The organism is Mycobacterium shottsii, assembly GCF_010728525.1.
GTDB lineage: Bacteria > Actinomycetota > Actinomycetes > Mycobacteriales > Mycobacteriaceae > Mycobacterium > Mycobacterium marinum.
The window spans coordinates 3535287-3560527 of the sequence record NZ_AP022572.1; the positions used below are offsets into that span (position 1 = coordinate 3535287).

The following is a 25241-nucleotide window of genomic DNA, read 5'->3' on the forward strand; positions in this document are numbered from 1 at the left end:
AGTGGACAATCCACGGTGGGCGGCCTTACAGCGGGCGGCGATGAATCTTGCGTCCGGTGATCATCTTGGCGGCGATGACGGCCAATCGTGCCACGCCCGCATAAGTCATCGGGTTGAACATCGTCGGCCACGTGGTTCGAATGACGTGTTTGGTCAGCGGCAGGCCTGCGAATCGGTCGGTGAGCCAGCGCAGCGTCATCGGGGCGGACAGCGGGTGCAACATCATGTGCTCGTTGAAGGCATCCCGGTGGTAGGTAACCCTGGCACCACCCGTCGAATAGGACTCGGCCAGCGTGTCGATGTCATCGACGGAGATGAGATAGTCGTGGACGGCCTGCACGATCAACACCGGGGGTGCCGGCACGGCGGCGCCCAGTTTGATGTCGTCGAAGACGTGCACAACTTCTGGTGTGGACAGAACATCGTCGAGCGGCTCGTCCAGGTAGTGGCCCAAGTCGTTGTTGGCCATCCGGATGACCGCTTCGGCGGTGGTCATCTGCTCAAGCCGCTCGAGCAACTCGATCCCATCTTCGTTGGCATGTTGTTTGATCACCCGGTCCAGCCCCGGGTAGGCGTGTCCGAGGGCGGCCACCACCATTGCGGGCAGGCCCGCAAGCAGGGTTCCGTTGAGCCGACGGAAGGTATTACCCAGGTCGCCGACCGGCGAACCCAGCACGGCTCCGACGATGTTGAGCTCAGGCGCGTACTCGCCGCACATTTCGGCAGCCCATGCGCTGGCCAGGCCCCCGCCCGAGTAGCCCCACAATCCGATCGGCGCCGATTGCGGCAGCGCCAGACGTTCGGCGCTCAGGGCCGCCCGGATACCGTCCAGGACCCGGTAGCCCGGCTCGTAGGGCGTTCCCCAAAGCCCCCGGACACCTTCGTGGTCAGGTACTGAGACCGCCCACCCCTCGGCAACGGCGGCGGTGATCAGCAGCAGCTCCAACTGGGTCAATGAGCCGATCGCTTTGGCTCCGCGGCGCAGCGCGTAGGAGGGAAAGCAGCGCGAGGACATGGCGTCGATCGCGCCCTGGTAGGAGAGCAGCGGGTAGGTCTGTCCGGGCGCAACTTCGGCGGGAAGAATCACCGTGGTCACGGTGGCCTCGGGATTGCCGTACATGTCCGTGGTCCGGTACAGCAGTTGAGTGCCGGTGATGGACTGCGGGATCAAGCCCAGAAACGCCAGCTCGACCTCGCGCGAGCGCAACACCTTACCCGGTTCGGCATGGTGGTAGCCGGCGGGCGGGTCATAAAACGGATCGTCACTCGGCAGCAGGGGACGTACCTTGCGCTGCAGTTCCTCATGCGGCGGCCGGCCGATCCATTCGGCGGCGCGCGCGTCTGCCAGACTGCCGAGCTTCACCATTAAGGCTCCCTTCATGACCTTCGGCATTCTCGCGCACGATCCATCCCGAACCAGATGGGATGGCAGCGCAGTAAGCCAGTTACGGTTCTGTGCCGCCAGCCGAACGGCGCCAGCATCTCTTAACGATCTCTTAGTATTGTCATACAAGCTACAGGATTCAACCGCGAAATTGACATTGACATGGCGTGGTCCCGGTCACAATTTGCACCGGGCTTGGATCGGCAATGTCGATTGTTTCGCAACGGCACCCTAGGGCCCGCCAAAATGCCACTACAGGCTGGGTATTCGGAATCGAGCTCGGGTATTTGGCGGTGACGAAAAAATGGTGGTTGATCGCTATCTGAACCCGGCCGGCCTCAGCCTGGAGGGCGCAGCGCCGCGAACTCGTCGGTGACTCTGAGCTGGGAATCGGTAAACCTGTACATCGCGGCGGGGCGGCCGCCGCTGCGGCCGGACTGCGCGAAGGTGCCGGTTTGGGTGATCACCTTTCGGCGGCCCAGGACCCGTTGCAGATTCGTCGTATCGACCTGATAGCCCAGTGTCGCCCCGTAGATGTTACGCAACGTGGAGAGTGCGAATTCTTTAGGTGTCAAGGCAAATCCGATATTGGTATACGACATTTTCGCCGCCAGTCGAGCGTGGGCGTGGGTCACCATCGGGCCGTGATCGAATGCCATCGGGGGCAGTGCATTCACTGGATGCCAGCGCGTGTCGGCCGGCAGCTCGGGAGTGGCCGGGGAGGGGACCAGGCCGAGGAATGTCGACGCGATGACGCGGGTGTCGCCCGGCACCCGGTGCGGATCCGAGAACACCGCGAGTTGCGCTAGGTGGGACAACTCGCGCAGATCAACCTTCTCCGCGAGCTGGCGACGCACCGAGGTGGTCAAGTCCTCGTCGCTGCGCAGCCGCCCGCCCGGTAGTGACCAGGCGCCTTTCTGTGGATCTTGCGCACGTTGCCATAGCAGCACGTTAAGCTGCGGTTTCCCCCCTCGAGATGCCGCTGTGATCTGGGGAACCTGAAAGACCGCAGCCAGAACTTCATGAGCGGTGTTACTATTGGGCATGTTTTCGATTGTAAGTCGAAAACCACCTGGGCGTGAAAGGAGCCGCCGTGACGGTCTTGAATAGCATGGACACGCTCGCTTGTGACGTGAGTGGTATGACCGACCGCATCAGCGATTCGCCGCTGGGCTACGTCGGGGTCGACGGTGACCAACAGTGGGTCGCGGAAGTTCGCCGGTTGGCGCAGTTACGAGGAGCTACGCTGCTGGCGCACAACTACCAGCTGCCGGCCATCCAAGACGTAGCCGACCATGTGGGGGACTCGCTGGCGCTGTCGCGCATCGCTGCCGAGGCGCCCGAAGGTACCATCGTGTTCTGCGGGGTGCACTTCATGGCCGAGACCGCGAAAATCCTGAGCCCGAACAAGACGGTATTGATTCCCGATAAACGAGCCGGCTGTTCATTGGCCGACTCCATTAGTCCCGACGAATTGCGGGCCTGGAAAGCCGAGCACCCGGGCGCTGTCGTTGTCTCTTACGTCAATACCACCGCGGAAGTGAAAGCGCTCACCGACATTTGCTGCACCTCGTCGAACGCCGTCGACGTGGTCGCGTCTATCGATCCGGACCGCGAGGTGCTGTTCTGCCCCGACCAGTTCCTGGGCGCCCACGTGCGGCGCGAGACCGGCCGCGGAAACCTGCACGTCTGGGCCGGTGAATGTCATGTACACGCCGGGATCAACGGCGATGAACTGAGTGAGCAAGCTCGCGCCAACCCCGATGCTGAACTGTTTGTGCACCCCGAGTGTGGGTGCGCCACCTCTGCGCTCTACCTGGCCGGAGAAGGTGCCGTCCCCGCGGAGCGGGTAAAGATCCTGTCCACCGGTGGGATGCTCGACGCGGCGCACGAGACCCGCGCGCGCAAGGTGCTGGTGGCCACCGAGGTCGGGATGCTCCATCAACTGCGCCGGGCCGCACCGCAGGTCGACTTCCAAGCGGTTAACGACCGGGCGTCGTGCAAGTACATGAAGATGTTCACTCCCGCGGCCTTGCTGCGTTGCCTGGTCGAAGGGGCCGACGAAGTTCATGTCGATCCCGACGTGGCGGCGGCGGGCCGGCTCAGTGTCCAGCGGATGATCGAAATCGGCCAGCCCGGTGGTGGCGAATGAGGACGAGTCCCACTTGGCGGGATGCGGCCGAGGTCGTCGTAATCGGCACCGGTGTGGCCGGTCTGGCCGCCGCACTGTCCGCTCATCGCGCTGGCCGCAGCGTCGTCCTGCTCAACAAGGCCGCCGACACCGTTGGAGCCACCGCAACCCACTACGCGCAGGGCGGTATAGCGGTGGTACTGCCGGGCGGCGACGATTCGGTCGATGCGCACGTGGCCGACACCGTGACCGCGGGTGCCGGGCTGTGCGATCTCGAAGCCGTGTACTCGATCGTCGCTGACGGGTTCCGCGCGGTGACCGACCTGGTCGGCGATGGCGCGAAGTTCGACGAAACATCAACCGGTCGTTGGGCTCTCACGCGTGAAGGTGGGCACTCGCGGCGGCGCATCGTGCATGCCGGAGGCGACGCGACCGGTGCCGAAGTCCAGCGCGCACTCGATCAAGCCGCTGGTCTGCTGGACATCCGCGCCAGCCACGTGGCGCTGCGAATACTGCACGACGACACCGTGGTAACGGGAGTGTTGGTGCTCAACCCGAACGGTGTGGGCATCATCAGCGCGCCGTCGGTGATCTTGGCCACCGGTGGGCTGGGGCAGTTGTACAGCGCGACCACCAACCCCGATGGCGCCACCGGTGACGGAATCGCGCTGGCGCTATGGGCCGGCGTCGCGGTCAGCGATCTCGAATTCATCCAAATCCACCCGACCATGCTGTTCGACGGGAGCAGTGGTGGCCGTCGTCCGCTGATCACCGAGGCAATTCGCGGAGAAGGCGCGAGATTGCTTGACCGGCAGGGCCGGTCGATTACCGCCGGTGTTCACCCGCTGGGAGACTTGGCGCCTCGTGATGTGGTGGCGGCGGCCATTGACGCGCGGATGAAGGCCAACGGAGATCCATGCGCCTACCTGGACGCGCGTAGTATCAAGGGTTTCGAGTCGCGGTTCCCGACCGTCACCGCCTCGTGTCGGGCGGCTGGCATCGATCCCGTTCTGCAGCCGATACCGGTGGTCCCGGGAGCCCATTACAGTTGCGGCGGCGTCATTACCGATGTGTACGGAAACACCGAGCTGCCAGGCTTGTTCGCGGCAGGCGAGGTGGCCCGCACCGGCATGCACGGTGCCAACCGGCTGGCGTCCAACAGCTTGCTCGAAGGACTGGTGGTCGGTGGCCGGGCCGGCAAGGGCGCGGCCGCGCATGCGGCGGCCGCCGGGCTTGCGCATGCGACGATGCCCGAGCCGATTGCGCATACCGCGCCCCGCCGTGATGACCTGCAGCGGGCGATGAGTCGCGACGCGTCGGTGGTTCGCGATGCCGCCGGGTTGCACCGGCTGGCCGAGATGCTGGACGGGCCGACTCGTGGCATTGCCGACCGCAATGACTTCGAAGATGTGGCCCTGGCGCTCGCCGCCCGCGTCGTGGGTGCTGGTGCCCTGGCGCGCAACGAAAGTCGCGGTTGCCACCACCGCGCCGAGTACCCGGACGTGGTGCCTGAGCAGGGACGCGGCATCGTGGTCCGATTGGCTGGCGACCAGGACTCGGTTTGTGTGGAGGCGTTGGCGGTGGTGGGCTGATGACGCTTACCGATCAAGAACGCGACGCGGTCCGCGAGACCATTCGGCGCGGCCTCGACGAGGATCTCTGCTACGGGCCCGATGTCACCACGATCGCGACGGTGCCGGCTGATGCGACCGCGACAGCGTCAATGGTTCCCCGGGAGGCCGGAGTGATCGCCGGTGTGGACGTCGCGCTGATGGTGCTCGATGAGGTCATCGGTAAAGACGGCTATCAGGTGCTCGGCCGTGTCGACGATGGCGCCCGGTTGCAGACCGGCGAGCCGGTGCTGACGATCCGGGCGCAAACGCGAGGTCTGCTGACCGCCGAACGCACCATGTTGAACCTGGTCTGCCACTTGTCGGGGATCGCGACGGCAACGGCAGCCTGGGTAGAGGCGGTGCACGGAACGAAGGCCAGGATTCGCGACACCCGCAAAACCCTGCCCGGCCTGCGGGCCTTGCAGAAGTACGCGGTTCGCGTTGGCGGCGGAGTCAACCATCGGCTCGGTCTCGGTGATGCCGCGCTGATCAAAGACAATCATGTCGCCGCCGCCGGATCGGTGCTTGAAGCATTGCGGGCCGTGCGGGCTGCGGCGCCCGATCTGCCCTGTGAAGTCGAGGTTGACTCCCTCGAACAGCTTGACGAGGTACTGCCCGAGAATCCCGAACTGATCCTGCTGGACAATTTCCCGGTTTGGCAGACTCAGACGGCGGTGCAGCGGCGGGATTCGCGGGCGCCCACCGTCTTGCTCGAGTCCTCGGGCGGCCTCAGCCTTGACACCGCGGCGACCTATGCGGCGACAGGTGTGGACTACCTCGCAGTCGGTGCGCTGACCCATTCGGTGCGGGTGCTCGACATCGGTTTGGACATGTGAGCCCTGGCTGACGGGATTATCCGCGTGCCGGCGCTGCCGTTGCTGTGGCAGCGTGCGGGCCTCAGGCGATATCCTCGAAGAATACTCCGATGCGGCGCAATTGCACACGCGCCATCATCGGCAGCTCATCGCTTTGGGAGCCGGCCGGCAGAATTCGCGGATTCACGATGTGCACCTGACGGCGGGTAAAGAAAATATCGGCTTCGCCCGCGGCCAGAACGTTTTTCACCCAGTCGGTTTTTCCGTGACCCAGCGCAATGGCCAACACATTGCCCTTGCGGTACACCGTCACGATTGTCTTGTAGGGTTTGCCGGATTTGCGGCCCTGGTGCGTGATGGTGGCCGTACCCGGAAGGTAGCGCGCAATGGGTTTGAGTGCGCGATTGATGTATTTGATCTGGAAAAGCTCGAACCAGGGCGGGAACACCATCGGCACGCCGGGAGCGTTGTTCGGGTGGTCTTTTGCCGACATGTTGGCTCCCTTTCGCAAGTGCGTACCTGGGCGGCTCTACCGGCACTGTACCGGTCGGAATTCGACTTGAGTTGCTCTGGGACAATGGTTGGCGTGAGTACACCGCGTTCACTGTTGGCCCGTGTTGACCTACGGGGAGCAGAGTTGACTGCCGCCGGGTTGCGGGCCGCTCTACCGCGTGGCGGAGCCGACGTGGAGGCGGTCTTGCCGAAGGTCCGGCCGATTGTGGCGGCGGTGGCCGAACGCGGGGCGCAGGCCGCGCTGGAATTCTGTGAGTCGTTCGACGGGGTGCGGCCCGCGGCCGTCCGGGTGCCCCAGGCCGCGCTGGCAGCGGCGCTGGACGAGCTCAGCCCAGACGTTCGCGACGCGCTGCAGGTGATGATCGAGCGGACCCGGGCGGTGCACGCCGATCAGCGCCGAACCGATGTCGTCACGACGCTCGGCCCGGGAGCTACCGTGACCGAGCGTTGGATCCCCGTCGAGCGAGTCGGTTTGTACGTGCCGGGGGGCAACGCGGTCTACCCGTCCAGTGTGGTGATGAACGTGGTGCCCGCGCAGGCGGCGGGGGTGGATTCGCTCGTGGTCGCCAGCCCGCCCCAGGCCAGCCATGGCGGGCTGCCGCATCCGACCATTCTGGCCGCGGCCCGCCTGTTGGGAGTCGACGAGGTATGGGTGGTCGGAGGGGCACAGGCGGTTGCCTTGCTGGCCTATGGCGGCACCGACGTCGACGGTCACGAGTTGGCGCCGGTCGACATGATCACCGGGCCGGGCAACATCTACGTCACGGCCGCAAAGCGGCTGTGCCGTTCGCAGGTAGGCATTGACGCCGAAGCGGGGCCGACCGAAATCGCGATCCTGGCCGACCACACAGCCGACCCCGCACACGTTGCCGCGGATCTGATCAGTCAGGCCGAGCACGATGAGATGGCTGCCAGTGTGCTGGTTACCCCGAGTGAGCACCTCGCCGACGCCACCGATGCCGAACTGGCTGCTCAGTTGGCGACGACGGTGCATCACGAGCGAGTGACAACCGCGTTGGGGGGTCGCCAGTCGGCGATCATCTTGGTCGACGATCTCGATGCCGGCGTCAAGGTGGTGAATGCCTATGCGGCTGAGCACCTCGAGATCCAGACCGCAGACGCGCCACAAGTCGCCAGCAGGATACGTTCGGCTGGCGCCATCTTCGTTGGGCCGTGGGCGCCGGTGAGCCTCGGTGACTACTGCGCGGGGTCCAACCATGTGTTGCCGACCGCGGGATTTGCGCGGCATTCCAGCGGCCTGTCGGTGCAGACCTTCCTGCGTGGCATCCACGTTGTCGACTACACCGAGGCGGCTCTCAAAGACGTGTCGGGGCATGTGCTTACCCTCGCCAAGGCCGAAGATCTGCCGGCGCACGGGGAAGCGGTAAGGCGGAGGTTCGAACGATGACCAGCGCGCCCTGGCCACGGCCCACCCTGGACGATCTGCCCTTGCGTGAGGATCTGCGTGGCAAATCGCCTTACGGAGCGCCACAACTGGCGGTTCCGGTACGTCTGAACACCAACGAGAACCCGCACCCGCCCACTCAGGCGCTCGTTGACGATGTGGTGCGTTCGGTGGGTGAGGCGGCGGTCGACTTGCACCGTTATCCCGACCGCGACGCCGTGGCCCTGCGTACCGACCTCGCTAATTACCTGACCGCCCAGACCGGTACCCGCATCGGCTTCGAGAACGTCTGGGCCGCAAACGGTTCCAACGAGATTCTGCAGCAACTTCTGCAGGCATTCGGCGGGCCGGGCCGCACCGCCATCGGTTTCGTCCCCTCGTACTCGATGCACCCGATCATCTCCGACGGCACTCACACGGAATGGGTCGAGACAGCCAGGGCCGATGGCTTTGGCCTTGACATCGACGCTGCCATCGCCGTCGTGTCCGACCGCAGACCGGATGTCGTATTCATTACCAGTCCCAACAACCCCACTGGACAGAGCGTTTCGCTGACGGAACTGCGCAGGCTGCTCGACGTGGTCCCGTGCATTCTGATTGTCGACGAGGCCTACGGCGAGTTTTCCTCGCAGCCCAGCGCGGTGGGATTGATCGAGGAGTACCCGACCCGGCTGGTCGTCTCCCGCACCATGAGCAAGGCGTTCGCGTTCGCCGGCGGGCGGCTCGGCTACCTGGTGGCTACGCCGGCATTGATTGATGCCTTACTGCTGGTGAGGCTGCCTTACCACTTGTCGTCGGTAACTCAGGTGGCAGCGCGAGCCGCGCTACGGCACGCTCAGGACACCCTGGGCAGTGTCGCGACGTTGGTAGCCGAGCGTGAGCGTGTGTCAAAAAAGTTGGCCGGCATGGGCTTTAGGGTGATACCAAGCGATGCCAACTTTGTGCTGTTCGGCGAATTCGCCGATGCCCCGGCCGCCTGGCAGCGATACCTCGACCAGGGTGTCTTGATCCGTGACGTCGGTATACCAGGCTACTTGCGGGCAACTACCGGGCTGGCCGACGAAAACGATGCGTTTCTGCGGGCGAGTGCGCGGATCGCTGCCACCGACCTGGCCCCAGCTGCAGCAAGCCCCGTAGGAGCACCATGACAGCCACCGAAACAGGCACCGCCGTCCGTCGGGCGCGCATCGAGCGGCGCACCCGCGAATCCGACATCGTCATCGACCTGGATCTGGATGGCACCGGACAAGTCGACGTCGACACCGGTGTGCCGTTCTTCGACCACATGCTCACGGCGCTGGGCAGTCACGCCAGCTTCGATCTGACGGTGCGTACCAAGGGTGATGTTGAGATCGAGGCGCATCACACCGTCGAGGACACCGCGATTGCGCTGGGCCAGGCGCTCGGGCAGGCCCTGGGTGACAAGAAAGGCATCCGGCGGTTCGGAGACGCCTTCATTCCGATGGACGAGACACTGGCCCACGCCGCGGTGGACGTGTCCGGGCGCCCATACTGTGTGCACACCGGAGAGCCGGATCACCTGCAGCACAACACTATTGCCGGGAATTCGGTGCCTTACCACACCGTGATCAACCGGCACGTGTTCGAGTCGCTGGCCATGAATGCCCGCATCGCGCTGCACGTTCGGGTGCTCTACGGTCGCGATCCACACCACATCACTGAAGCGCAGTACAAGGCTGTTGCCCGGGCGTTGCGCCAAGCCGTCGAGCCGGATCCTCGGGTATCGGGCGTGCCGTCCACCAAAGGCGTTCTATGAGCGGCACGCCGCGGCCAAAATCGGTGGTCGTGCTCGACTACGGTTCCGGCAATCTGCGGTCGGCGCAGCGCGCCTTGCAGCGGGTTGGTGCCGACACCGTCGTGACCGCCGACGAGAAGGCTGCGATGGCCGCGGACGGACTGGTGGTGCCGGGGGTTGGCGCGTTCGAGGCTTGCATGACCGGTCTGCGCAAGATCGGCGGTGAACGCATCATCGCCGCGCGGGTTGCCGCGGGGCGTCCGGTGCTCGGAGTCTGCGTCGGCATGCAGATTCTGTTCGCCCGCGGGGTGGAGTTCGGGGTGGAAACTCAGGGGTGTGGCCTGTGGCCGGGTGCCGTTACCCGGCTGGACGCCCCGGTGATCCCGCACATGGGCTGGAACGTCGTGACCGCTCCCGCGGACAGTGTGCTGTTCAAAGGCTTGGAGCCCAAGGCCCGGTTTTATTTCGTGCACTCCTACGCCGCGCAGCGCTGGGAAGGGTCGTCCGGAGCCCGATTGACATGGGCCACCCATCAGGTACCTTTCCTGGCCGCGGTCGAGGATGGCCCGCTGGCCGCAACCCAGTTCCACCCGGAGAAGAGCGGGGACGCCGGTGCGGCCGTACTGAGCAACTGGGTAGAAAACTTGTGAAGGAAGAGACTGTGCCATTGATATTGTTGCCCGCTGTCGACGTGGTCGAGGGTCGCGCCGTGCGATTGGTCCAAGGCAAGGCCGGCAGTGAAACGGAATACGGCTCGGCGCTGGATGCCGCGCTGGGTTGGCAGCGCGACGGCGCGGAGTGGATTCACCTGGTCGACCTCGACGCCGCATTCGGCAGAGGGAGCAACCGCGAACTACTCGCGGAGGTGGTGGGCAAACTCGACGTTGCGGTAGAGCTATCCGGGGGTATTCGCGACGACGACTCGCTGGCCGCGGCACTGGCAACCGGTTGCGCCAGGGTGAACCTGGGTACCGCGGCGCTGGAAAACCCACAATGGTGCGCCCGGATGATCGCCGAGCATGGTGAGAAGGTGGCGGTCGGACTCGACGTCCAAATCTTGGACGGCAAGCATCGACTGCGCGGCCGGGGGTGGGAAACCGACGGCGGTGATCTGTGGGAGGTGCTGCAGCGCCTGGATAGCGAAGGATGTTCACGCTACGTCGTCACCGACGTGACCAAAGATGGCACGTTGGCAGGCCCCAATCTCGAACTGCTGGCAGGTGTGGCCGGTCGTACCGAGGCGCCGGTGATCGCATCCGGCGGTGTTTCCAGCCTGGATGACTTACGTGCGATCGCAACCCTGACGGGCCAGGGGGTCGAGGGTGCCATCGTGGGTAAAGCGCTCTACGCCGGAAGGTTCACCTTGCCGCAGGCGCTGACCGCGGTACGGGAGTAGACCGCAATGGATTTGGCTGCACGGTTGGTCACCTTGGTTGAGCAGGCGTCGGCAATTTTGGATGCCGCGGTGCCGAGGTTCCTCGGCGGCCACCGTGCCGATTCGGCAGTTCCCAAGAAGGGCAACGACTTTGCCACAGAGGTGGATCTCGCGATTGAGCGACAAGTCGTTGCGGCGCTGGAAGCTGCTACCGGAATCGGGGTACACGGCGAAGAATTCGGTGGTACCGATGTGGATTCGCCCTGGGTTTGGGTGCTCGACCCGGTCGACGGCACTTTCAACTATGCCGCCGGCTCGCCGATGGCCGCCATATTGCTCGGCCTGCTGCACGAGGGTGAACCGGTGGCCGGCCTGACCTGGTTACCGTTCATCGGCGAGCGCTACACCGCGGTGGCAGGTGGCCCGTTGCTGAGAAATGGCCTCCCGCAGGCATCGCTGGCTCCCGCGAAGTTGTCGGAGAGCCTCATGGGTGTAGGCACATTCAGCGCCGACTCCCGGGGCCGTTTTCCGGGGCGTTATCGGCTTGCGGTGCTGGAGAACCTCAGTCGGGTGTCATCGCGGTTGCGTATCCATGGGTCCACCGGCATCGACCTTGTTTATGTAGCCGACGGGATCCTAGGCGGTGCAATTAGTTTCGGCGGTCAGGTTTGGGATCATGCTGCGGGAGTCGCGCAGGTGCGGGCCGCGGGAGGCACCGTCACGACCTTGACCGGTGATCCGTGGACCCCAACCTCGCGTTCGGTGCTGGCCGCGGCGCCGGGAGTCCACGAAGAGATCCTTGAGATCGTACGTAAGACAGGCGACCCGGAGGACTACTGATATGTACACGGATACCGGCCTTGCGGTGCGCGTCATCCCGTGCCTGGATGTTGACGCCGGACGGGTGGTCAAGGGGGTCAATTTCGAGAATCTGCGGGATGCGGGCGATCCTGTGGAACTTGCGGCCGCATATGACGCCGAGGGAGCCGACGAACTTACCTTTCTCGACGTCACCGCGTCGTCGTCGGGCAGGGCCACCATGTTGGAAGTGGTGCGCCACACCGCGGAGCAAGTGTTCATTCCGCTCACGGTTGGCGGCGGGGTGCGTACCGTGGCTGATGTCGATCTATTGCTACGTGCGGGGGCCGACAAGGTTTCGGTGAACACGGCCGCGATCGCTCGCCCTGACCTGCTGGCCGACATGGCAACGCAATTCGGGTCCCAATGCATCGTGTTGTCCGTGGATGCGCGCAAGGTGCCGGTTGGCTGCGCCCCGACACCTTCGGGCTGGGAGGTCACTACTCACGGCGGCCACCGTGGCACCGGTATCGATGCCGTGGAATGGGCCGCCCGCGGCGCCGACCTTGGAGTAGGGGAGATCTTGTTGAATTCCATGGATGCTGACGGCACCAAGGCGGGATTCGACCTGGCAATGTTGCGCGCGGTTCGCGCGGCGGTCACGGTTCCGGTGATCGCCAGCGGCGGCGCCGGGAACGTGGACCATTTTGCTCCCGCTGTTGCCGCCGGCGCTGACGCGGTATTGGCGGCCAGTGTCTTTCACTTCCGGGAGCTGACGATCGGCCAGGTCAAGGCCGCGATGGCCGCAGAAGGGATCACCGTGCGATGACTCTTGACCCAAACGTCGCCGCCCGCCTGAAGCGCAACGCCGACGGATTATTCACCGCCGTGGTCCAGGAGCGTGGCAGCGGGGACGTGTTGATGGTCGCCTGGATGGATGACGATGCTTTGGATCGAACCTTGAAAACCCGTAAAGCGACCTACTATTCGCGATCTCGCGGCGAACAGTGGGTCAAGGGAGCGACCTCTGGACACACCCAGTATGTGCACTCTGTGCGGTTGGACTGCGACGGTGACACGGTGCTGCTCACCGTCGATCAGGTGGGTGGGGCCTGCCACACGGGTGACCACACCTGCTTCGACGCCACCGTGCTGCTTTGAACGGGGAAGGTGCCGCCGAGCCGAAACAGCACCGGCCAGCCTTCCGGCGAACAGTGAAGTGACGCAAGGGAAGTGAAGGCCCGCCGGATCGGGCTGCCGCGACACATTCCGCGCGACCTGCATCAATCCGAAAGTAAATTGCCCCTTCTGCCCTCCAGCGGAATCTCGCCCGCGATCTTGCCGATCACCCGTCCCGGCCAGGCATAAGGCTGGCTATGGCGAGCAAAGAGCCGCCCGTCGGTCTCGGCCCGCAATTCCGTCTCCTCGCCAAGCGGGTCGATCACCGTGGCGACGAGATCGCCCTTGCGGACCAGATCTCCCAGCCGGCGGCGATAGGCGACGAGCCCCGTGACCGGCGAGCGCAGCTGCGCCATGGCCGTCAACGCCGTGGCGCGGCAGGACAAAGCCGGCTGCCCGCCCGGCCCATCGACAAAGCCGCGTCCGGCCAACATGCGCAGCAGCGCCATGGCTTGATCGGCGGCACGTTCGGGATCGACATCGTCATTGCAGCCCATTTCCAGCGTGGCGGCCAGGCAGGCCGGCGGAATGGGCAGACCGGGATGGTTCGCGGCCAGCGCCCACCACGGACCGGCGCAGGCCTCATCGAAGGGGCGACCGCCCGACACCTCTGCCAGAAGCACCGCTCGCGCATCGATCGCGGCGGCGATGTCCTTGGCCGCCGGCCACAGCGCCGGGCCGACATACATGTGCGGCTCAGCCTCGTTGTCGGCGTGAAGATCGAGCACGAGGTCGGCGTCATGGGCGAGCGTCAGCAATCTGTGGCGCAGCTGCGCCAAGGCTCCATCCGGGGGCATCGCCGCAAGCCGCGCGGACATCGCGGCCCGGATCGTCTCGACGTTCGCCGCCGCGTCCGGTCCCAGTGACAGGCTTGGAAGGTCTGACAGATCGGCATAGTTCCGGTTGAAGTTTTCCCCGGTGCCGCTTTCGAGCCGACCGAACAGGAAGCTGGTTTCGGTCTGTGTCAGGCCGATCGGGTTTGCCTGCGGCACCAGCAGGATTTCACCATGGAGCGCGCCGCGAGCTTCCGCTTCGGCCAGATGCCCGGCCAGAATGCGCAAGACCAGCATGCCGGGCAACTCGTCGGCATGCAGGCCGGCCTGCAAATAGGCTTTCCTGCCCGTACCCGCCGCACCGAAGCTGAGCACAGTCAGTCGATGTGGCGAGCCCGGCAGTTCGTGGGTCTGGCGCAGCACGTTCTCACTCCGTCGGCGGAGCAGCTGGCTCACCGGCCGGAAGCACGAACACCTCTGTCTCGAAATAGGCCGCGCAGGCGGCATTCAGGCGATCGTTCAGCTTGCCTTCCGTCGCCAGCGCCCCTGCGATCAAACGATGACCGGGGGGCATGTCGCGCAGTTCGATTCCCTGCACATCGAGAAAGTTCGTCACGCCGGCCTCACCCAATTCCGGCAGCTCCATGGCGGCCTCGATGACGGCGAGCGCCGAGGTGTAGCGCGGCCCTGCGGCGGCAATGACGGGGGCGTTTGCAGCCGCTTTCTCCGTATCGGAAAGCAGTGTGGTCAGGGTGGTCCCATCGAAATACATGTCTGTCCTTTCTATTGATTTTCATCCGTGCCGATCACGGATGCTTTCGATATCGAGATGGCCGGTGCCATCATCGTGTGAGCGATAGCGCAAGGCAATATTCGCTTCGTGTGTGGCACCGGGCGCGGTTACCGGGCCGGCATCGCCAACGCAATCCTTGATCAGTGCGTCCACCAGCGTGTCCAGCGCGGCGGCGGACGCGTTGGCCGGCGCCGCCCGGGTGACGGTCCCGGTCACCATATCGATGACATCCCCTGGACCGGCAAAACACAGCTTGGTGTCGGGCGCGATGAAATCGTCCCCAGCCAGCTCGGTCTTGAGCGGATCGAGCTCGACCAGGACGGCGCCGCGCGCGCCGATCGCGGTGAGCTGGGTGTTGTCGTGGTTGGCGATGACCCCGCTGTCTTCGAGAAGACCGAGCCCGAAGCGCACGCTTTCCTCGGCGCAGGCGACGGCGAGGCGGCCGAGACGAAGCGAGGACGACAGTTTCTGGTCGACGATGGCGGCGCCGAAAAACCCCAACCCTTCCTGGATCACCAATCCGTGCCGTCCGATATCCGAGGCGATGCCGAAGCGCAGCGCCTCGTAGGACGTGCCGCCACCGATCATGAAACCGGACAGCGCCGAGGCGGCACCGCCGACCCCGACGATCATGGCGCCGGCGGCCCGCGCCCGCGCAATGGCGGTCAGCAGCGGCGTGACATCGCCACGGTAGAGCAAGGATTCCACCAGCCTGATCTGGTTACCGCCGGTCAGGATGATGGTGCGCAGGGCGGCGATCTGCTCGACCAACGCTTCCTCGCGCATCTGGCGATCAACATTGTCGATGGTGACGCGCAGATCGGTGGCCTCGACGCCGTGGCCGCGCAAGGCGCCGATGTACTCGCGCGCGGCCGCGTTGGGCTCGGCGGACGCGGCGGCAAGCACACCGACCGGCCCCTCACACTGCGCCGCCAGTTCCGCAAGCAGCGGACTGCCGCGGTCGAGTGGCGCCGAGCCCAGCATCATCATGCGCGCCTGCTGTCCCGGCTTCATACCGTAGTCGCGGGACAGCGCCGCCCACCGGTTCTCCGCCAGTTGCGCCGCATTGAGCTGGCGGGTGCGCATGCTGGCCCGAAAATCCACCGCCGTCATGCGGAAATCACGCCCGGCTCCGGGAATGTAGGCGGCCGCACGGCCGCCCTGGCGGGATATTTCGACGCTGGTGGCGCAACCCGCCTTGGGCTCTATCGCGCGCGCCCGATCCGCCGGATAGGCCTCGGGGTCCCCCAGCACCAGCCGCGCCGTGAGGTCGTAGAGGGTATAGGCGGCGAAGACGTTTCGAAGCGAGCGGGCGGGGGCCCGGTAGGTGATGTCGCGCTGGGTCACCGGCCGCTTGCCCGGACCGGGGAGGACCTCACCCGTTTCCAGGTCATAGCTGTCACCGTCGTCGGCATAGCTGAAACCGATGTTTTCGATCAGCTTGCGGCGGCGATCGACTTTCGCCTCCTCGAGATGGAGCACGAAGGCGCCATATTCGCCGATCACCCGCGCACTCGTGCCCTCGATGAACAACGCGGTGTTTTCGTCTATGCCGAAGCCGCGCTTGGCGCCGGACGACTGCATGCCGACGACCAACCGGCCGAATCGGCCGCGTTTGATGAAATGCTGGTCGACCATGCCCCAGGGAAAGAAGCCGAGCCCCGGCTCCAGCAGCATTCCGGGCTCGTCCGGGTCATCGACGACACCGTAGGTCGCAGCTTCCAGCGATGTGCCGCCGGAGATCATCACATCGGACATCATGGCGGCCCCAGCACTCGACCCGGCGACCATCGCACCGTTGAGCTGCGCTGTGCGGATCGCCTTCAGCACCCGGCTTTCCTTGCCCTTCGGCGCCAGCGCCCCGGTGATCAGGGCCTGGTCGCCGCCGGTGAAATAGACGCTGCCATAGTCCTCGACGAGATCGGCGATCGCCGTGTCCTGCGCGGCCGCCGCCGCCCCGGCGCCGTAAACCCCGGCCAGGGCGGCATCGAAACCATAGGCGCGAAACACACCGACCGCTTCGGCTCCGACCTCATCGGGCACCGACGAGGCCGTCGGGAAGACGACGATCCTTCCGCCTGCCAGACGGTGCATCTCGTGATAGACGGCGGCATTGTCGTCCTCCAGTCGGCCGCCGATGATTGCCAGTTTCGGGGTGGCGCTCCCACGGTCAGTGAGTGAGATTCTGCTGATCTGCCGTGTCATTTCGCCGGAACGATCAGCACACCTCGATCATCCGACGTGAGAGCGAAGCCATCGGGAACGTCGAATATGGACGTCGCCAGACGCTTTGCGACGGACTCCGGTTCGGGCGCGGTGAATTTCGGGGTGAAGTGGATGATCTGCTTCCAGCAGCGCGTTATCGCCTCGCAGAAGTACAGCACCAAATCGTCGGGCTGCGCCTGCTCGAGCGCCGCGTCGAGGGCCTTTTCTTCCTCACCGATGATGCTGATCGCGTCGGGCGCGACGCCCTCGGCGATCAGGGCGTCGCGCAACAGCTCGGGCACTTCGTCTGGCTCGCGATCGCGCAGATTGTCGTCGCGGTGGCAGATATAGGTGTCGAAATGGCCGGCGACCTTCGCCGCAATCGCCGTCGCGTCCTCGTCGCGCCGGTCGCCCGGGCAGGTGAGGCCGACGATCCGGCGCCCGCGCGGCTTGAGCCGGTCGACCAGGTCGACCATGGCCCCTACTGCCGCCTCGTTGTGCCCGTAGTCGAGGATCACCCGGAATCCGTGTTCATCGAAGACATTCATCCGGCCTGGGCTCTGGAAGAAGCTGTTGTCGAAGGTGCGCAATCCGGCGCTGATCTGATCCAGTGTCTTGCCGAGCGCATAGGCCATGCCGGTGGCGAACATGGCGTTTTCGACGTTGTGTAGTGCCTTGCCCTCCAGTGTCGCCGGGATGAGCTGGGTCCACATCAGCGGCATTTGGGTGCCGTTGTCGTAGATCACGATCTGGTCGCCGTTCACGCCCTGCTCGAGAACGACCGCAAGCTTGCCGAGCCGGATATGTTCGCGCACCAGTTCATGCTCCGGGTTGCGTGTCACATACATGACCTGCCTGGCGGGCGAGAAGGCCGCCATTTTCAGCGTCTGTTCGTCGTCGGCGTTCAGCACCACCGTGCCGCGCGTGACTTCGGCGACGACGCGTTTCACCCGGGCCAGGTCATCCAGCGTGTCGACGCCGCCGAGCCCCAGATGATCGGACGCGACGTTCAGCACCGCGCCTACATCGCAAAAGTTGTAGCCCAGGCCGGAGCGGACGATGCCGCCGCGCGCCGTCTCCAGGACTGCGATGTCGACCGAGGGATCCCGCAGCACCATCTTGGCGGAGACGGGCCCGGTCATGTCGCCTTTGACGGTCACGTTGCCGTCGATCAGCACGGCGTCGGTCGAGGTCTGCCCCACGACATGACCCGCCATTTTCAGGATGTGCGCCAGCATGCGCGAGCACGTGGTCTTGCCGTTCGTTCCGGTCAAGGCGGCGATGGGAACGCGCGCCTGGGTTCCGGGCGGGAAGAGCATGTCCATGATCGCCCCGCCCACCTCGCGCGGCGTGCCCTCGGAGGGCGCGATATGCATGCGCAGGCCTGGTCCCGCATTGATCTCGCAGATGCCGCCGCCGGTCTCGCGATAGCTCTTGGTGATATCGGTGGTCAGGAAATCTACGGCGCCGACATCGAGCCCGATTGCTCGGATTGCCCGCTCGGCCATCAGCTTGTTGTCGGGATGGATCGTGTCGGTGACATCCACCGCCGTTCCACCCGTCGAAATATTTGCGGTCTTGCGCAGATGCACTTCCTCGCCCTCGGCGGGGACCGTCTCTGCGGTATAGCCCTTTTCCTCGAGCAAGCGCGTCGCCTGGTCATCGAGTTCGAGCCGGGTCAGCACGTTTTCATGCCCGACGCCACGGCGAGGGTCCTGATTGACGATATTCACCAGCTCGGCAACGGTGTGGCGCCCGTCGCCCTTCACATGACCCGGCACCCGGCGCGCGGCGGCGGCGAGCTGGCCATTGACCACCAGAAGCCGGTGGTCGTCGCCGCGCAGCATGGTCTCCACCAACACGGCCGATCCCTCGGCATCGGCGGTCTCGAAGGCCTCGGCGATGCCGTCCTCGGACGTGATGTTGACGGTGACGCCCCGGCCATGATTGCCGTCGAGCGGCTTGATAACCACGGGATAGCCGATGCGTTCGGCCGCCCCCACTGCCTCGTCCACGCTGTAGACCAGCTTCTGCCTCGGCGCGGGCAGACCGAGATCGGCAAGGAGGTTGTTGGCGAGATTCTTGTCAGAGGCGATTTCGACGGCGATATGCGAGGTCTTCGACGTCAGCGCCGCCTCGATTCGCTGCTGGTACTTGCCCTGGCCGATCTGGATCAGGCTGGCGTCGTTGAGCCGGTAGACCGGAATGTCGCGGGCCTGGGCCGCACGCACCAATTCCATGGCGGAGGGCCCCAGAGAACGCCTGTCGGCATAGGTCAGGAAATCCTCGACGTTCTTGTCGAGGTCGGGAGCCTCTTGATCATCGGAGTCGGCGCGGGCAATGGCCGCGAGCATGTCGCAGGCAACCTCGCCGGCCTCGATACCGATGTCTTCATTGCCATAGCTGTAGAACACCTCGACAATATCGGGATCGTCCGTCGATCTCGACCACGCCAGTGTGCCGTCAATGCCAGCGGCATGCTCGAGCGCCAAAGCCAGCCTTGCGACCAGATCGCCGATGGAAAGCCCCGCGCCGGTGTGCAATGCGGCACCCCACTCGGCATGTTCGAGCGCAAGCCCCGGCAACACCGCTGCCAGTCTGTCGATCACGCCCGCCCCCAGGCCCCTGAGGGTTTCCGCATAGCTCGGCTTGACGTCCACTTGGAGCCGGATTACCGCCTCCAGCGCATGAACGTTCGGACCGACATAGACCGAAATGGAATCGATATTCAATGGGGCATCCTCATCAAGCGTCGGGTGTCTGCACACGAGAACGCGGTCAGACAGAGCCGCGCAACGCAGTGGAGCATAGTCCAACATGCGGAACGCTCATCCGCAGAACCGGAGCATCACAGGGAACCTGGCTCCTTATGGGTGAGGGGAGAGGGTGACCGGCCAACGCCGGCAACCCGACCGGACCGGGGCCGAGTGTTGGCTCGGTGGTCGCCGCCCGGAGAGTCTGGGGCACGGCTGTGGCCGTATTCCCGCGCTACCACTGGCAGGTCGCTACAGCGGTTATTGCGGTATCTGGATCGATAACGCCGATCAAACGTGCTCGCTAGTTTTTGCTCGGAAATCCCGACATCGTGGCCCCGCGCATTCTTGTGTATTGCCTGCGCGAGTCTTGCCATCGGCTTGGCGGCGGCAGATTTCATCGCAGGAACCGCCGGTCCTGCTGCGCGGCTTAACTGGGTTAGCCCACGAACCATTCCATTCGACTGTTTCAATTAGTCGGGCCTTCGCGGGTGGGTTGAGCGCAATCGTTCGACAGTCAAGCGTAGCGGTTAGGGCCGACAATCAGCTTGGACCCAATCAAGGAGGAGCGCATGGCGGCCCCGACAATCGGCCTGATCCAGCAGATGCTGCGCCGACGGCCCGTGATCGGGGCGCCCGTGGCTCACGGCGCCTCCGATCAACTGAAACGCAGTATCGGCACGTTCCAACTCACGCTGTTTGGGGTAGGTGCCACCGTCGGCACAGGCATCTTCTTCGTGCTGTCCGAGGCGGTTCCAGAAGCCGGTCCTGGGGTTGTTGCCTCATTTGTGATCGCCGGAATCGCGGCAGGACTTGCCGCGGTCTGTTATGCCGAACTCGCCTCAGCCGTAACGGTTTCGGGGTCAACCTACTCCTACGCCTACACCACTCTCGGCGAGCTGGTCGCAATGGGTGTGGCGGCCTGCCTGCTGCTCGAATACGGCGTGTCCACCGCCGCGGTTGCGGTGGGTTGGAGTCAGTACGTCAACAAGCTGCTTGACAATTTCTTCGGCCATCATCTGCCCCAGGCGCTTTCCGCTGCGCCGTGGGGTGACGCATCCCCGGGAATCATCAACCTTCCCGCTGTCGTATTGGTCGGGTTGTGCGCCGTCCTTCTCATCCGCGGAGCCAGCGAGTCGGCGAAGGTCAACACCATCATGGTGCTGATCAAGCTGAGCGTTCTGGTGATGTTCGCCGTCATCGCCTTAACGGCCTTCGACGCCGATCGGTTCGCTGAGTTCGCGTCCTTCGGTGTCGCCGGAATCGGCGCGGCGGCAGGCACGATCTTCTTCTCGTACATCGGCCTGGATGCGGTGTCCACCGCCGGTGACGAAGTCAAGGATCCTCAGAAGACCATGCCTTTGGCGATCATGGCCGCGTTGGTGACCGTGACAACGGTCTACGTGGTGGTTACCGTGGCCGCACTCGGCGCGCAGCCCTGGCGGGATTTCGAGGGCCAGCAAGCTGGCCTGGCCACCGTCCTCGACAGAGTGGTCTCAGGCCACTACTGGGGCACGGTGTTGGCAGCCGGCGCAGTGATCTCCATATTCTCGGTCACACTTGTGGTCCTGTACGGCCAGACTCGAATCCTGTTCGCCATGGGCCGGGACGGTCTTCTGCCCCCAGTGTTCGCCAAGGTCCGCCCACCCAACATGACACCGGTGTACAACACCATCATCGTCGCGGTGGTGATCTGCATTCTTGCTGGCTTCGTCCCGCTGAGCTATCTGGCGGACGTGGTGTCCATCGGCACCCTGGTCGCGTTCATCGTCGTGTCCGTCGGTGTCGTCATCCTGCGGGTGCGTGAACCCGATCTCCCGCGTGGATTCAAGGTGCCCCTCTACCCCGTGACACCGGTGTTGTCGGTCCTGGCGTGTGGGTACATCCTGTTCGGCCTGCCCTGGTACACCTGGTTGGCGTTCTCCATATGGGTCTCGGTGGTGCTGGTGTTCTACTTCGTCTGGGGCCGCCATCACAGTGCGTTGAACGATGGCGGTGACGGCGTGATCGGTGCCATGCCAGCCGATGCCGACGACAGTGACGTTCTGGCGCAGCGGGAGCACTAACGACGGTGAGGGTGTGGCGCTAGCCGACAGCCGCCCTCGACGCAAGGAAGATCTGTACAGGCTTCCACGGGCCTTGACCTGTCCAGCCGCCAGGTTATGGCCGTGCGGGCGGCGGTGAGGTGGCACCAATGAGAACACCAACGGCGCACTGGGCCAGTACTTCCCGAAGGCTCCGATCTATCCCGATGATCCGCTGAAGACATCGAAGCAGTCGCTCACGCCCACAACATCAGGCCCAGAAAGACACTCGGCTGGAAAACGTCGGCCGAAGCCCGCAACCCACACGCGCGCGCTTTTTGCGGCTGAAGTAGCTAGGGGGAAAGGTTGGCGAGGCCTTCGGCTGCGGCCAGCGCCGCGCGAGTCCATTCGCGCTGGGACACGGCCGGTTCGATGCGCTGACGGCGGATCACCTCGATAGCAACCACCCGTCCGGAACTGACCGCGGCCGGGACCCGGAAGGAGAATTCCGGCGTCTCGGTGGCCACCGCGAGCATCGCCTCAGTGTCGGCAAAGCCGTTGGCGCGCATGGTGTTCTCGACCCACTTCGCTGGCGTGAGGCCGCCGAAATCCTTGACGTAGACCACCCAGAGGCCGATGCCGCGCTGGTTGTAGAGCTTGGTGACCGCTCGCGCGATGACCACGCGCTCGGCCGGAGTCAATACCGCCGACTGGTCGGTGACGTGGTCAGACAACTGAAGGGTTGGCTTTGACGGCGGTCTCGCGCCGACGCCCGGGGGTGCCGATGAGGATGCGGCACCGCGATCCGCACTGCTGGATCGGTCGCTCAACAGCTGAATACCGAGTACCGCCGCGACCGCGACCAATGCGACGGCGACCAGCCCGGCAATCAGGGTCGCGGGCTTGATTCGCCTCCCGTGTGCGGTCGGCGCCGCTGCAGGTGGTGTCGCGATCACCTGTGTCGGCGCGGACCCGAATGCGACGGGGTTCGGCGCGACTGGTGGGGCTAAAGGGTGCTGACCGGCCAGCGCGGCCGCGAAATCCGAGCACGTGGGGTAACGCTCTGCGGGGTTCTTGGCCAGAGCTCTGGCAATGACGCCATCGAGATGTGCCAATTCGGGGCGGCGCGCACTGATTAGTGGCGGTGGTGCGGACAGATGCTGGGTGATGATCACCGCCGGATTGGTGTGTTGGAATGGGGCAGAACCGGCCAGCAGGTGAAACGCGGTGCAGCCGAGTGCATACTGATCGGCGCGTCCATCCAGAGGCGCGCCCTGCAATTGTTCGGGGGCGCAGTATGCGGTGGTTCCCATCAACATATTGGTCGCGGTCAGCCCACTGATCGCGCCGACTTCGCGAGAGATCCCAAAATCGGCAAGCACTATTCGGCGTCGGTGATTGGCTTCGCCCAGCAGAATGTTGGCCGGCTTTACGTCGCGGTGGAGCAAGCCCTGTGAATGGGCGTAATCAAGCGCGTCGGCCACCGCCGCGATGATTTCCACCACCTCGGCATACGGCATTCCGGTCGGGTACTGGGTGTTCAGTAGTCGAGCGGCGTCGGTTCCCTCCACGTAGTCCATGGAGATCCAGAGTTGTCCGTGGAATTCGCTGCGATCGTGGATGCCGACTATGTGCTGGTTGTACAAGGTTGCGGCGAGGTCGGCCTCGCGGTTGAAGCGCTGACGGAACTCCTGGCTGGAGGTGAACTCGGCGGGCAGGATCTTGAGTGCGTCGCGCCGGGGCAGTCGGGGGTGCTGCGCCAGGTACATCTCACCCATTCCGCCCGCACCTAACCGGCGCACGATGGTGTACCCGGCGAACAGCTCACCTTCTTGGAGGCCTTCGCTGTGGCCAGCGCTTGTCGGCATGTGAGCATGCTACTGATCGCGTCGAGGCGGCCATCGGGAAACTACCCAGAGCAGTGGTGACTCCCAGGCCGGGGCTGTGGCTGCCGGCCAGAAGCCGGATAGCAATCTTGAAGTTCACCAATCACGTTGGTGCCCCGATGCTCGGGGGGTGTCGCGTCGCAGCACAATACACAGGCTGCGGAGTTGACCAGCGGCCTTGGGGGGTGCTCGGCCGTTTGGAGCCCTCAGCGACAATGGCAGTTGATGTGGAAACGCCTGTCGTGGATCGTGGTGGCCCCGCTGCTTGCGCTTGTCGCGTTGGTACTTTCCTGGGGCCAGCACATCGGCCCCGTGGTGGGTCTGCTGGAAGCAGTGCTGCTCGCAGGGGCGGTGCTGGCCGCCGTGCATCACGCCGAGGTTGTCGCGCACCGGGTCGGTGAGCCATTCGGTTCACTGGTGCTCGCGGTCGCGGTAACGGTCATTGAAGTGGCTCTGATTGTCACCCTGATGGCTTCTGGCGGGCACCAGGCGGCCACACTGGCACGCGACACTGTGTTTGCTGCGGTGATGATCACTACTAATGGGATTGCTGGGCTGTCATTGCTGCTTGGTTCGCAGCGCTACGGCGTGACGTTGTTCAACGCCCATGGCAGCGGCACCGCGCTCGCCACGGTGACTACCTTGGCGACCCTGAGCCTGGTGCTGCCCACGTTCACCACTAGTCAGCCGGGTCCCGAGTTTTCACCTGGCCAGCTCGGTTTTGCCGCGGTCGCCTCGCTGGCGCTTTATCTGCTGTTTGTTTTCACCCAAACCGTCCGCCATAGGGACTTCTTCCTGCCGGTGGCGCAAAAAGGCGCCGTCGACGATGACCGGCACGCCGATCCGCCGAGTACCCGGGCGGCGATGACGAGTCTTGCGCTTTTGTTGGTTGCCTTGGTCGCCGTGGTCGGACTGGCCAAAATGGAGTCGCCCATCATCGAGCGGATGGTGGTGGCGGCTGGTTTTCCGCAGTCCTTCGTCGGCGTGATCATCGCAACGTTGGTGCTGCTGCCGGAGACGCTTGCCGCCGGGCGCGCGGCGCGTCAGGGGAGGCTCCAGATCAGCCTGAACCTGGCGTACGGCTCTGCAATGGCTAGCATCGGTCTCACCATTTCGACCATCGCGCTGGCTTCCATCTGGCTTAGCGGCCCGCTCTTGCTGGGCCTGGGAGCTCTGCAGCTGGTGCTGTTGGTGCTGACCGTTGTCGTCAGTGCGCTCACCGTCTTGCCTGGTCGGGCGACGCGGCTACAGGGCGAACTGCATCTGGTGGTGTTGGCCGCATACATCTTTCTTGCGGTCAGCCCCTGAGAGCGCGTGGGCGCGTCGCCGGGGCGTTATGCGCGGGCGCGGAGGGTCTCTAGAGCCTTGTCCGCGTGGGTGTCCATGCTGAATTCGCTGGAGATCACGTTGAGAACTTTGCGATCGGTGTCGATGACAAACGTCGTGCGTTTGACCGGCATCAATTTGCCGAGCAGTCCTCGCTTGACGCCGAACTGGCCGGCGACGGTGCCTTCGGCATCTGACAGCAGGGGATAGTCGAAATGCTGCATGTCGGCGAACTTGGCCTGCTTTTGCACGGAGTCGGCGCTGATACCGACGCGGCTCGCGCCGACTGCGGTGAATTCGGCGGCCAAATCGCGGAAATGACAGGCTTCCTTAGTGCACCCCGGGGTCATCGCCGCGGGGTAGAAGAATAGAACCACCGGCCCGTCGGAAAGTAGAGCGCTGAGCTTGCGTTGTTTTCCCGTCTGATCGGGAAGCTCGAAGTCGGCCACGGTGTCACCAATTTTCATGGCCGTCAGGCTACGCTCGGGCCGGACGGCGCGTCTGATTGGATA

Annotated in this window: 22 protein-coding genes and 1 pseudogene; 14 read left to right on the plus strand and 9 right to left on the minus strand. The window is 64.7% G+C overall.

What is annotated here, in order from left to right; translation table 11 throughout:
- Positions 1 to 25: 25 nt before the first annotated feature.
- Positions 26 to 1366 carry a lipase family protein gene (locus G6N41_RS16290; RefSeq protein WP_198965125.1) on the minus strand — a complete coding sequence of 447 codons (1341 nt, stop codon included), beginning with the start codon at positions 1364 to 1366 and terminating at the stop codon, positions 26 to 28.
- Positions 1367 to 1722: 356 nt separating this feature from the next.
- On the minus strand, positions 1723 to 2430 hold the full coding sequence (locus G6N41_RS16295; RefSeq protein ID WP_198965126.1) for an NUDIX hydrolase: 708 nt from the start codon (positions 2428 to 2430) through the stop codon (positions 1723 to 1725).
- A 47-nt stretch (positions 2431 to 2477) separates the two neighbouring features.
- On the opposite strand from G6N41_RS16295, the gene nadA reads away from it, so the two are divergent.
- Genes nadA through nadC form a run of 3 tightly spaced genes read left to right on the plus strand, consistent with a single transcriptional unit; the run spans position 2478 to position 5964 of the window.
- Entirely contained in the window at positions 2478 to 3536 is a 1059-nt protein-coding gene (gene nadA, locus G6N41_RS16300; RefSeq protein ID WP_198965127.1) for a quinolinate synthase NadA, read from the plus strand.
- Positions 3533 to 5107 carry an L-aspartate oxidase gene (locus G6N41_RS16305; RefSeq protein WP_198965128.1) on the plus strand — a complete coding sequence of 525 codons (1575 nt, stop codon included), beginning with the start codon at positions 3533 to 3535 and terminating at the stop codon, positions 5105 to 5107. Before nadA ends, G6N41_RS16305 begins: the two co-directional genes overlap by 4 nt.
- Positions 5107 to 5964, plus strand: a complete 858-nt coding sequence (nadC, locus tag G6N41_RS16310) for a carboxylating nicotinate-nucleotide diphosphorylase (protein ID WP_198965129.1) — start codon at positions 5107 to 5109, stop codon at positions 5962 to 5964. The genes G6N41_RS16305 and nadC overlap by 1 nt, the downstream gene beginning before the upstream one ends.
- A gap of 61 nt (positions 5965 to 6025) precedes the next feature.
- Here nadC and G6N41_RS16315 read toward each other — a convergent pair whose 3' ends face one another.
- Entirely contained in the window at positions 6026 to 6436 is a 411-nt protein-coding gene (locus tag G6N41_RS16315; protein WP_198965130.1) for a nitroreductase family deazaflavin-dependent oxidoreductase, read from the minus strand.
- A gap of 111 nt (positions 6437 to 6547) precedes the next feature.
- Here G6N41_RS16315 and hisD point away from each other — a divergent pair, with 111 nt between their 5' ends.
- From hisD to hisI, 8 genes are read left to right on the plus strand one after another with little or no spacing between them, the layout of a single operon-like run.
- Positions 6548 to 7864, plus strand: coding sequence for a histidinol dehydrogenase (gene hisD / locus G6N41_RS16320; RefSeq protein ID WP_198967887.1), 1317 nt, complete (start codon positions 6548 to 6550; stop codon positions 7862 to 7864).
- A complete protein-coding gene (locus G6N41_RS16325; RefSeq protein WP_198965131.1) occupies positions 7861 to 9009 on the plus strand; it encodes a histidinol-phosphate transaminase in 1149 nt (382 codons plus the stop codon). Before hisD ends, G6N41_RS16325 begins: the two co-directional genes overlap by 4 nt.
- The gene (hisB, locus tag G6N41_RS16330) at positions 9006 to 9638 is read left to right on the plus strand and encodes an imidazoleglycerol-phosphate dehydratase HisB (protein WP_198965132.1); all 633 of its coding nucleotides are present in this window, start codon (positions 9006 to 9008) and stop codon (positions 9636 to 9638) included. The genes G6N41_RS16325 and hisB overlap by 4 nt, the downstream gene beginning before the upstream one ends.
- Positions 9635 to 10267, plus strand: coding sequence for an imidazole glycerol phosphate synthase subunit HisH (gene hisH / locus G6N41_RS16335; RefSeq protein ID WP_012394145.1), 633 nt, complete (start codon positions 9635 to 9637; stop codon positions 10265 to 10267). The genes hisB and hisH overlap by 4 nt, the downstream gene beginning before the upstream one ends.
- 11 nt (positions 10268 to 10278) lie before the next feature.
- A complete protein-coding gene (gene priA / locus G6N41_RS16340; protein WP_198965133.1) occupies positions 10279 to 11013 on the plus strand; it encodes a bifunctional 1-(5-phosphoribosyl)-5-((5-phosphoribosylamino)methylideneamino)imidazole-4-carboxamide isomerase/phosphoribosylanthranilate isomerase PriA in 735 nt (244 codons plus the stop codon).
- A gap of 6 nt (positions 11014 to 11019) precedes the next feature.
- Entirely contained in the window at positions 11020 to 11832 is an 813-nt protein-coding gene (locus G6N41_RS16345) for an inositol monophosphatase family protein (protein WP_012394147.1), read from the plus strand.
- Position 11833: 1 nt separating this feature from the next.
- Positions 11834 to 12619 carry an imidazole glycerol phosphate synthase subunit HisF gene (gene hisF, locus G6N41_RS16350; RefSeq protein WP_198965134.1) on the plus strand — a complete coding sequence of 262 codons (786 nt, stop codon included), beginning with the start codon at positions 11834 to 11836 and terminating at the stop codon, positions 12617 to 12619.
- On the plus strand, positions 12616 to 12951 hold the full coding sequence (gene hisI, locus G6N41_RS16355) for a phosphoribosyl-AMP cyclohydrolase (protein WP_198965135.1): 336 nt from the start codon (positions 12616 to 12618) through the stop codon (positions 12949 to 12951). The genes hisF and hisI overlap by 4 nt, the downstream gene beginning before the upstream one ends.
- 122 nt (positions 12952 to 13073) lie before the next feature.
- Here hisI and G6N41_RS16360 read toward each other — a convergent pair whose 3' ends face one another.
- Genes G6N41_RS16360 through cphA form a run of 4 tightly spaced genes read right to left on the minus strand, consistent with a single transcriptional unit; the run spans position 13074 to position 19472 of the window.
- Positions 13074 to 14165 (minus strand): succinylglutamate desuccinylase/aspartoacylase family protein, encoded by a 1092-nt coding sequence (locus G6N41_RS16360; RefSeq protein ID WP_198965136.1) that lies wholly within the window; start codon positions 14163 to 14165, stop codon positions 13074 to 13076.
- 4 nt (positions 14166 to 14169) lie between these two features.
- Positions 14170 to 14514 carry a hypothetical protein gene (locus tag G6N41_RS16365; protein WP_198965137.1) on the minus strand — a complete coding sequence of 115 codons (345 nt, stop codon included), beginning with the start codon at positions 14512 to 14514 and terminating at the stop codon, positions 14170 to 14172.
- Between the two features lie 21 nt (positions 14515 to 14535).
- On the minus strand, positions 14536 to 16740 hold the full coding sequence (locus tag G6N41_RS16370) for a cyanophycinase (RefSeq protein WP_198965138.1): 2205 nt from the start codon (positions 16738 to 16740) through the stop codon (positions 14536 to 14538).
- Positions 16737 to 19472: a cyanophycin synthetase gene (cphA, locus tag G6N41_RS16375; RefSeq protein WP_198965139.1), complete on the minus strand. Its 2736-nt coding sequence runs from the start codon at positions 19470 to 19472 to the stop codon at positions 16737 to 16739. Before cphA ends, G6N41_RS16370 begins: the two co-directional genes overlap by 4 nt.
- 593 nt (positions 19473 to 20065) lie before the next feature.
- On the opposite strand from cphA, the gene G6N41_RS16380 reads away from it, so the two are divergent.
- Together G6N41_RS16380 and G6N41_RS16385 are read left to right on the plus strand one after the other, a co-directional pair.
- Positions 20066 to 21559, plus strand: a complete 1494-nt coding sequence (locus G6N41_RS16380; protein WP_198965140.1) for an amino acid permease — start codon at positions 20066 to 20068, stop codon at positions 21557 to 21559.
- A 121-nt stretch (positions 21560 to 21680) separates the two neighbouring features.
- Positions 21681 to 21865: pseudogene (locus tag G6N41_RS16385) on the plus strand (IS30 family transposase); the annotation flags it as partial.
- 5 nt (positions 21866 to 21870) lie between these two features.
- On the opposite strand, the gene G6N41_RS16390 reads toward G6N41_RS16385, so the two are convergent.
- A complete protein-coding gene (locus tag G6N41_RS16390; protein WP_198965141.1) occupies positions 21871 to 23385 on the minus strand; it encodes a serine/threonine-protein kinase in 1515 nt (504 codons plus the stop codon).
- A 243-nt stretch (positions 23386 to 23628) separates the two neighbouring features.
- Here G6N41_RS16390 and G6N41_RS16395 point away from each other — a divergent pair, with 243 nt between their 5' ends.
- On the plus strand, positions 23629 to 24711 hold the full coding sequence (locus G6N41_RS16395) for a calcium:proton antiporter (protein ID WP_198967888.1): 1083 nt from the start codon (positions 23629 to 23631) through the stop codon (positions 24709 to 24711).
- Positions 24712 to 24737: 26 nt separating this feature from the next.
- Here the strand turns inward: G6N41_RS16395 and G6N41_RS16400 are convergent, their stop codons facing one another.
- A complete protein-coding gene (locus G6N41_RS16400; RefSeq protein ID WP_011739714.1) occupies positions 24738 to 25196 on the minus strand; it encodes a peroxiredoxin in 459 nt (152 codons plus the stop codon).
- Between the last annotated feature and the right edge of the window lie 45 nt (positions 25197 to 25241).

Coding starts and splice junctions, on each gene's coding strand:
- G6N41_RS16290 (WP_198965125.1), bottom strand. CDS start 1,366: ATGGTGAAGCTCGGCAGTCTGGCAGACGCGCGCGCCGCCGAATGGATC.
- G6N41_RS16295 (WP_198965126.1), bottom strand. CDS start 2,430: ATGCCCAATAGTAACACCGCTCATGAAGTTCTGGCTGCGGTCTTTCAG.
- G6N41_RS16305 (WP_198965128.1), top strand. CDS start 3,533: ATGAGGACGAGTCCCACTTGGCGGGATGCGGCCGAGGTCGTCGTAATC.
- nadC (WP_198965129.1), top strand. CDS start 5,107: ATGACGCTTACCGATCAAGAACGCGACGCGGTCCGCGAGACCATTCGG.
- G6N41_RS16315 (WP_198965130.1), bottom strand. CDS start 6,436: ATGTCGGCAAAAGACCACCCGAACAACGCTCCCGGCGTGCCGATGGTG.
- G6N41_RS16325 (WP_198965131.1), top strand. CDS start 7,861: ATGACCAGCGCGCCCTGGCCACGGCCCACCCTGGACGATCTGCCCTTG.
- hisB (WP_198965132.1), top strand. CDS start 9,006: ATGACAGCCACCGAAACAGGCACCGCCGTCCGTCGGGCGCGCATCGAG.
- hisH (WP_012394145.1), top strand. CDS start 9,635: ATGAGCGGCACGCCGCGGCCAAAATCGGTGGTCGTGCTCGACTACGGT.
- G6N41_RS16345 (WP_012394147.1), top strand. CDS start 11,020: ATGGATTTGGCTGCACGGTTGGTCACCTTGGTTGAGCAGGCGTCGGCA.
- hisF (WP_198965134.1), top strand. CDS start 11,834: ATGTACACGGATACCGGCCTTGCGGTGCGCGTCATCCCGTGCCTGGAT.
- hisI (WP_198965135.1), top strand. CDS start 12,616: ATGACTCTTGACCCAAACGTCGCCGCCCGCCTGAAGCGCAACGCCGAC.
- G6N41_RS16365 (WP_198965137.1), bottom strand. CDS start 14,514: ATGTATTTCGATGGGACCACCCTGACCACACTGCTTTCCGATACGGAG.
- G6N41_RS16370 (WP_198965138.1), bottom strand. CDS start 16,740: ATGACACGGCAGATCAGCAGAATCTCACTCACTGACCGTGGGAGCGCC.
- G6N41_RS16380 (WP_198965140.1), top strand. CDS start 20,066: ATGGCGGCCCCGACAATCGGCCTGATCCAGCAGATGCTGCGCCGACGG.
- G6N41_RS16390 (WP_198965141.1), bottom strand. CDS start 23,385: ATGCCGACAAGCGCTGGCCACAGCGAAGGCCTCCAAGAAGGTGAGCTG.
- G6N41_RS16395 (WP_198967888.1), top strand. CDS start 23,629: ATGTGGAAACGCCTGTCGTGGATCGTGGTGGCCCCGCTGCTTGCGCTT.
- G6N41_RS16400 (WP_011739714.1), bottom strand. CDS start 25,196: ATGAAAATTGGTGACACCGTGGCCGACTTCGAGCTTCCCGATCAGACG.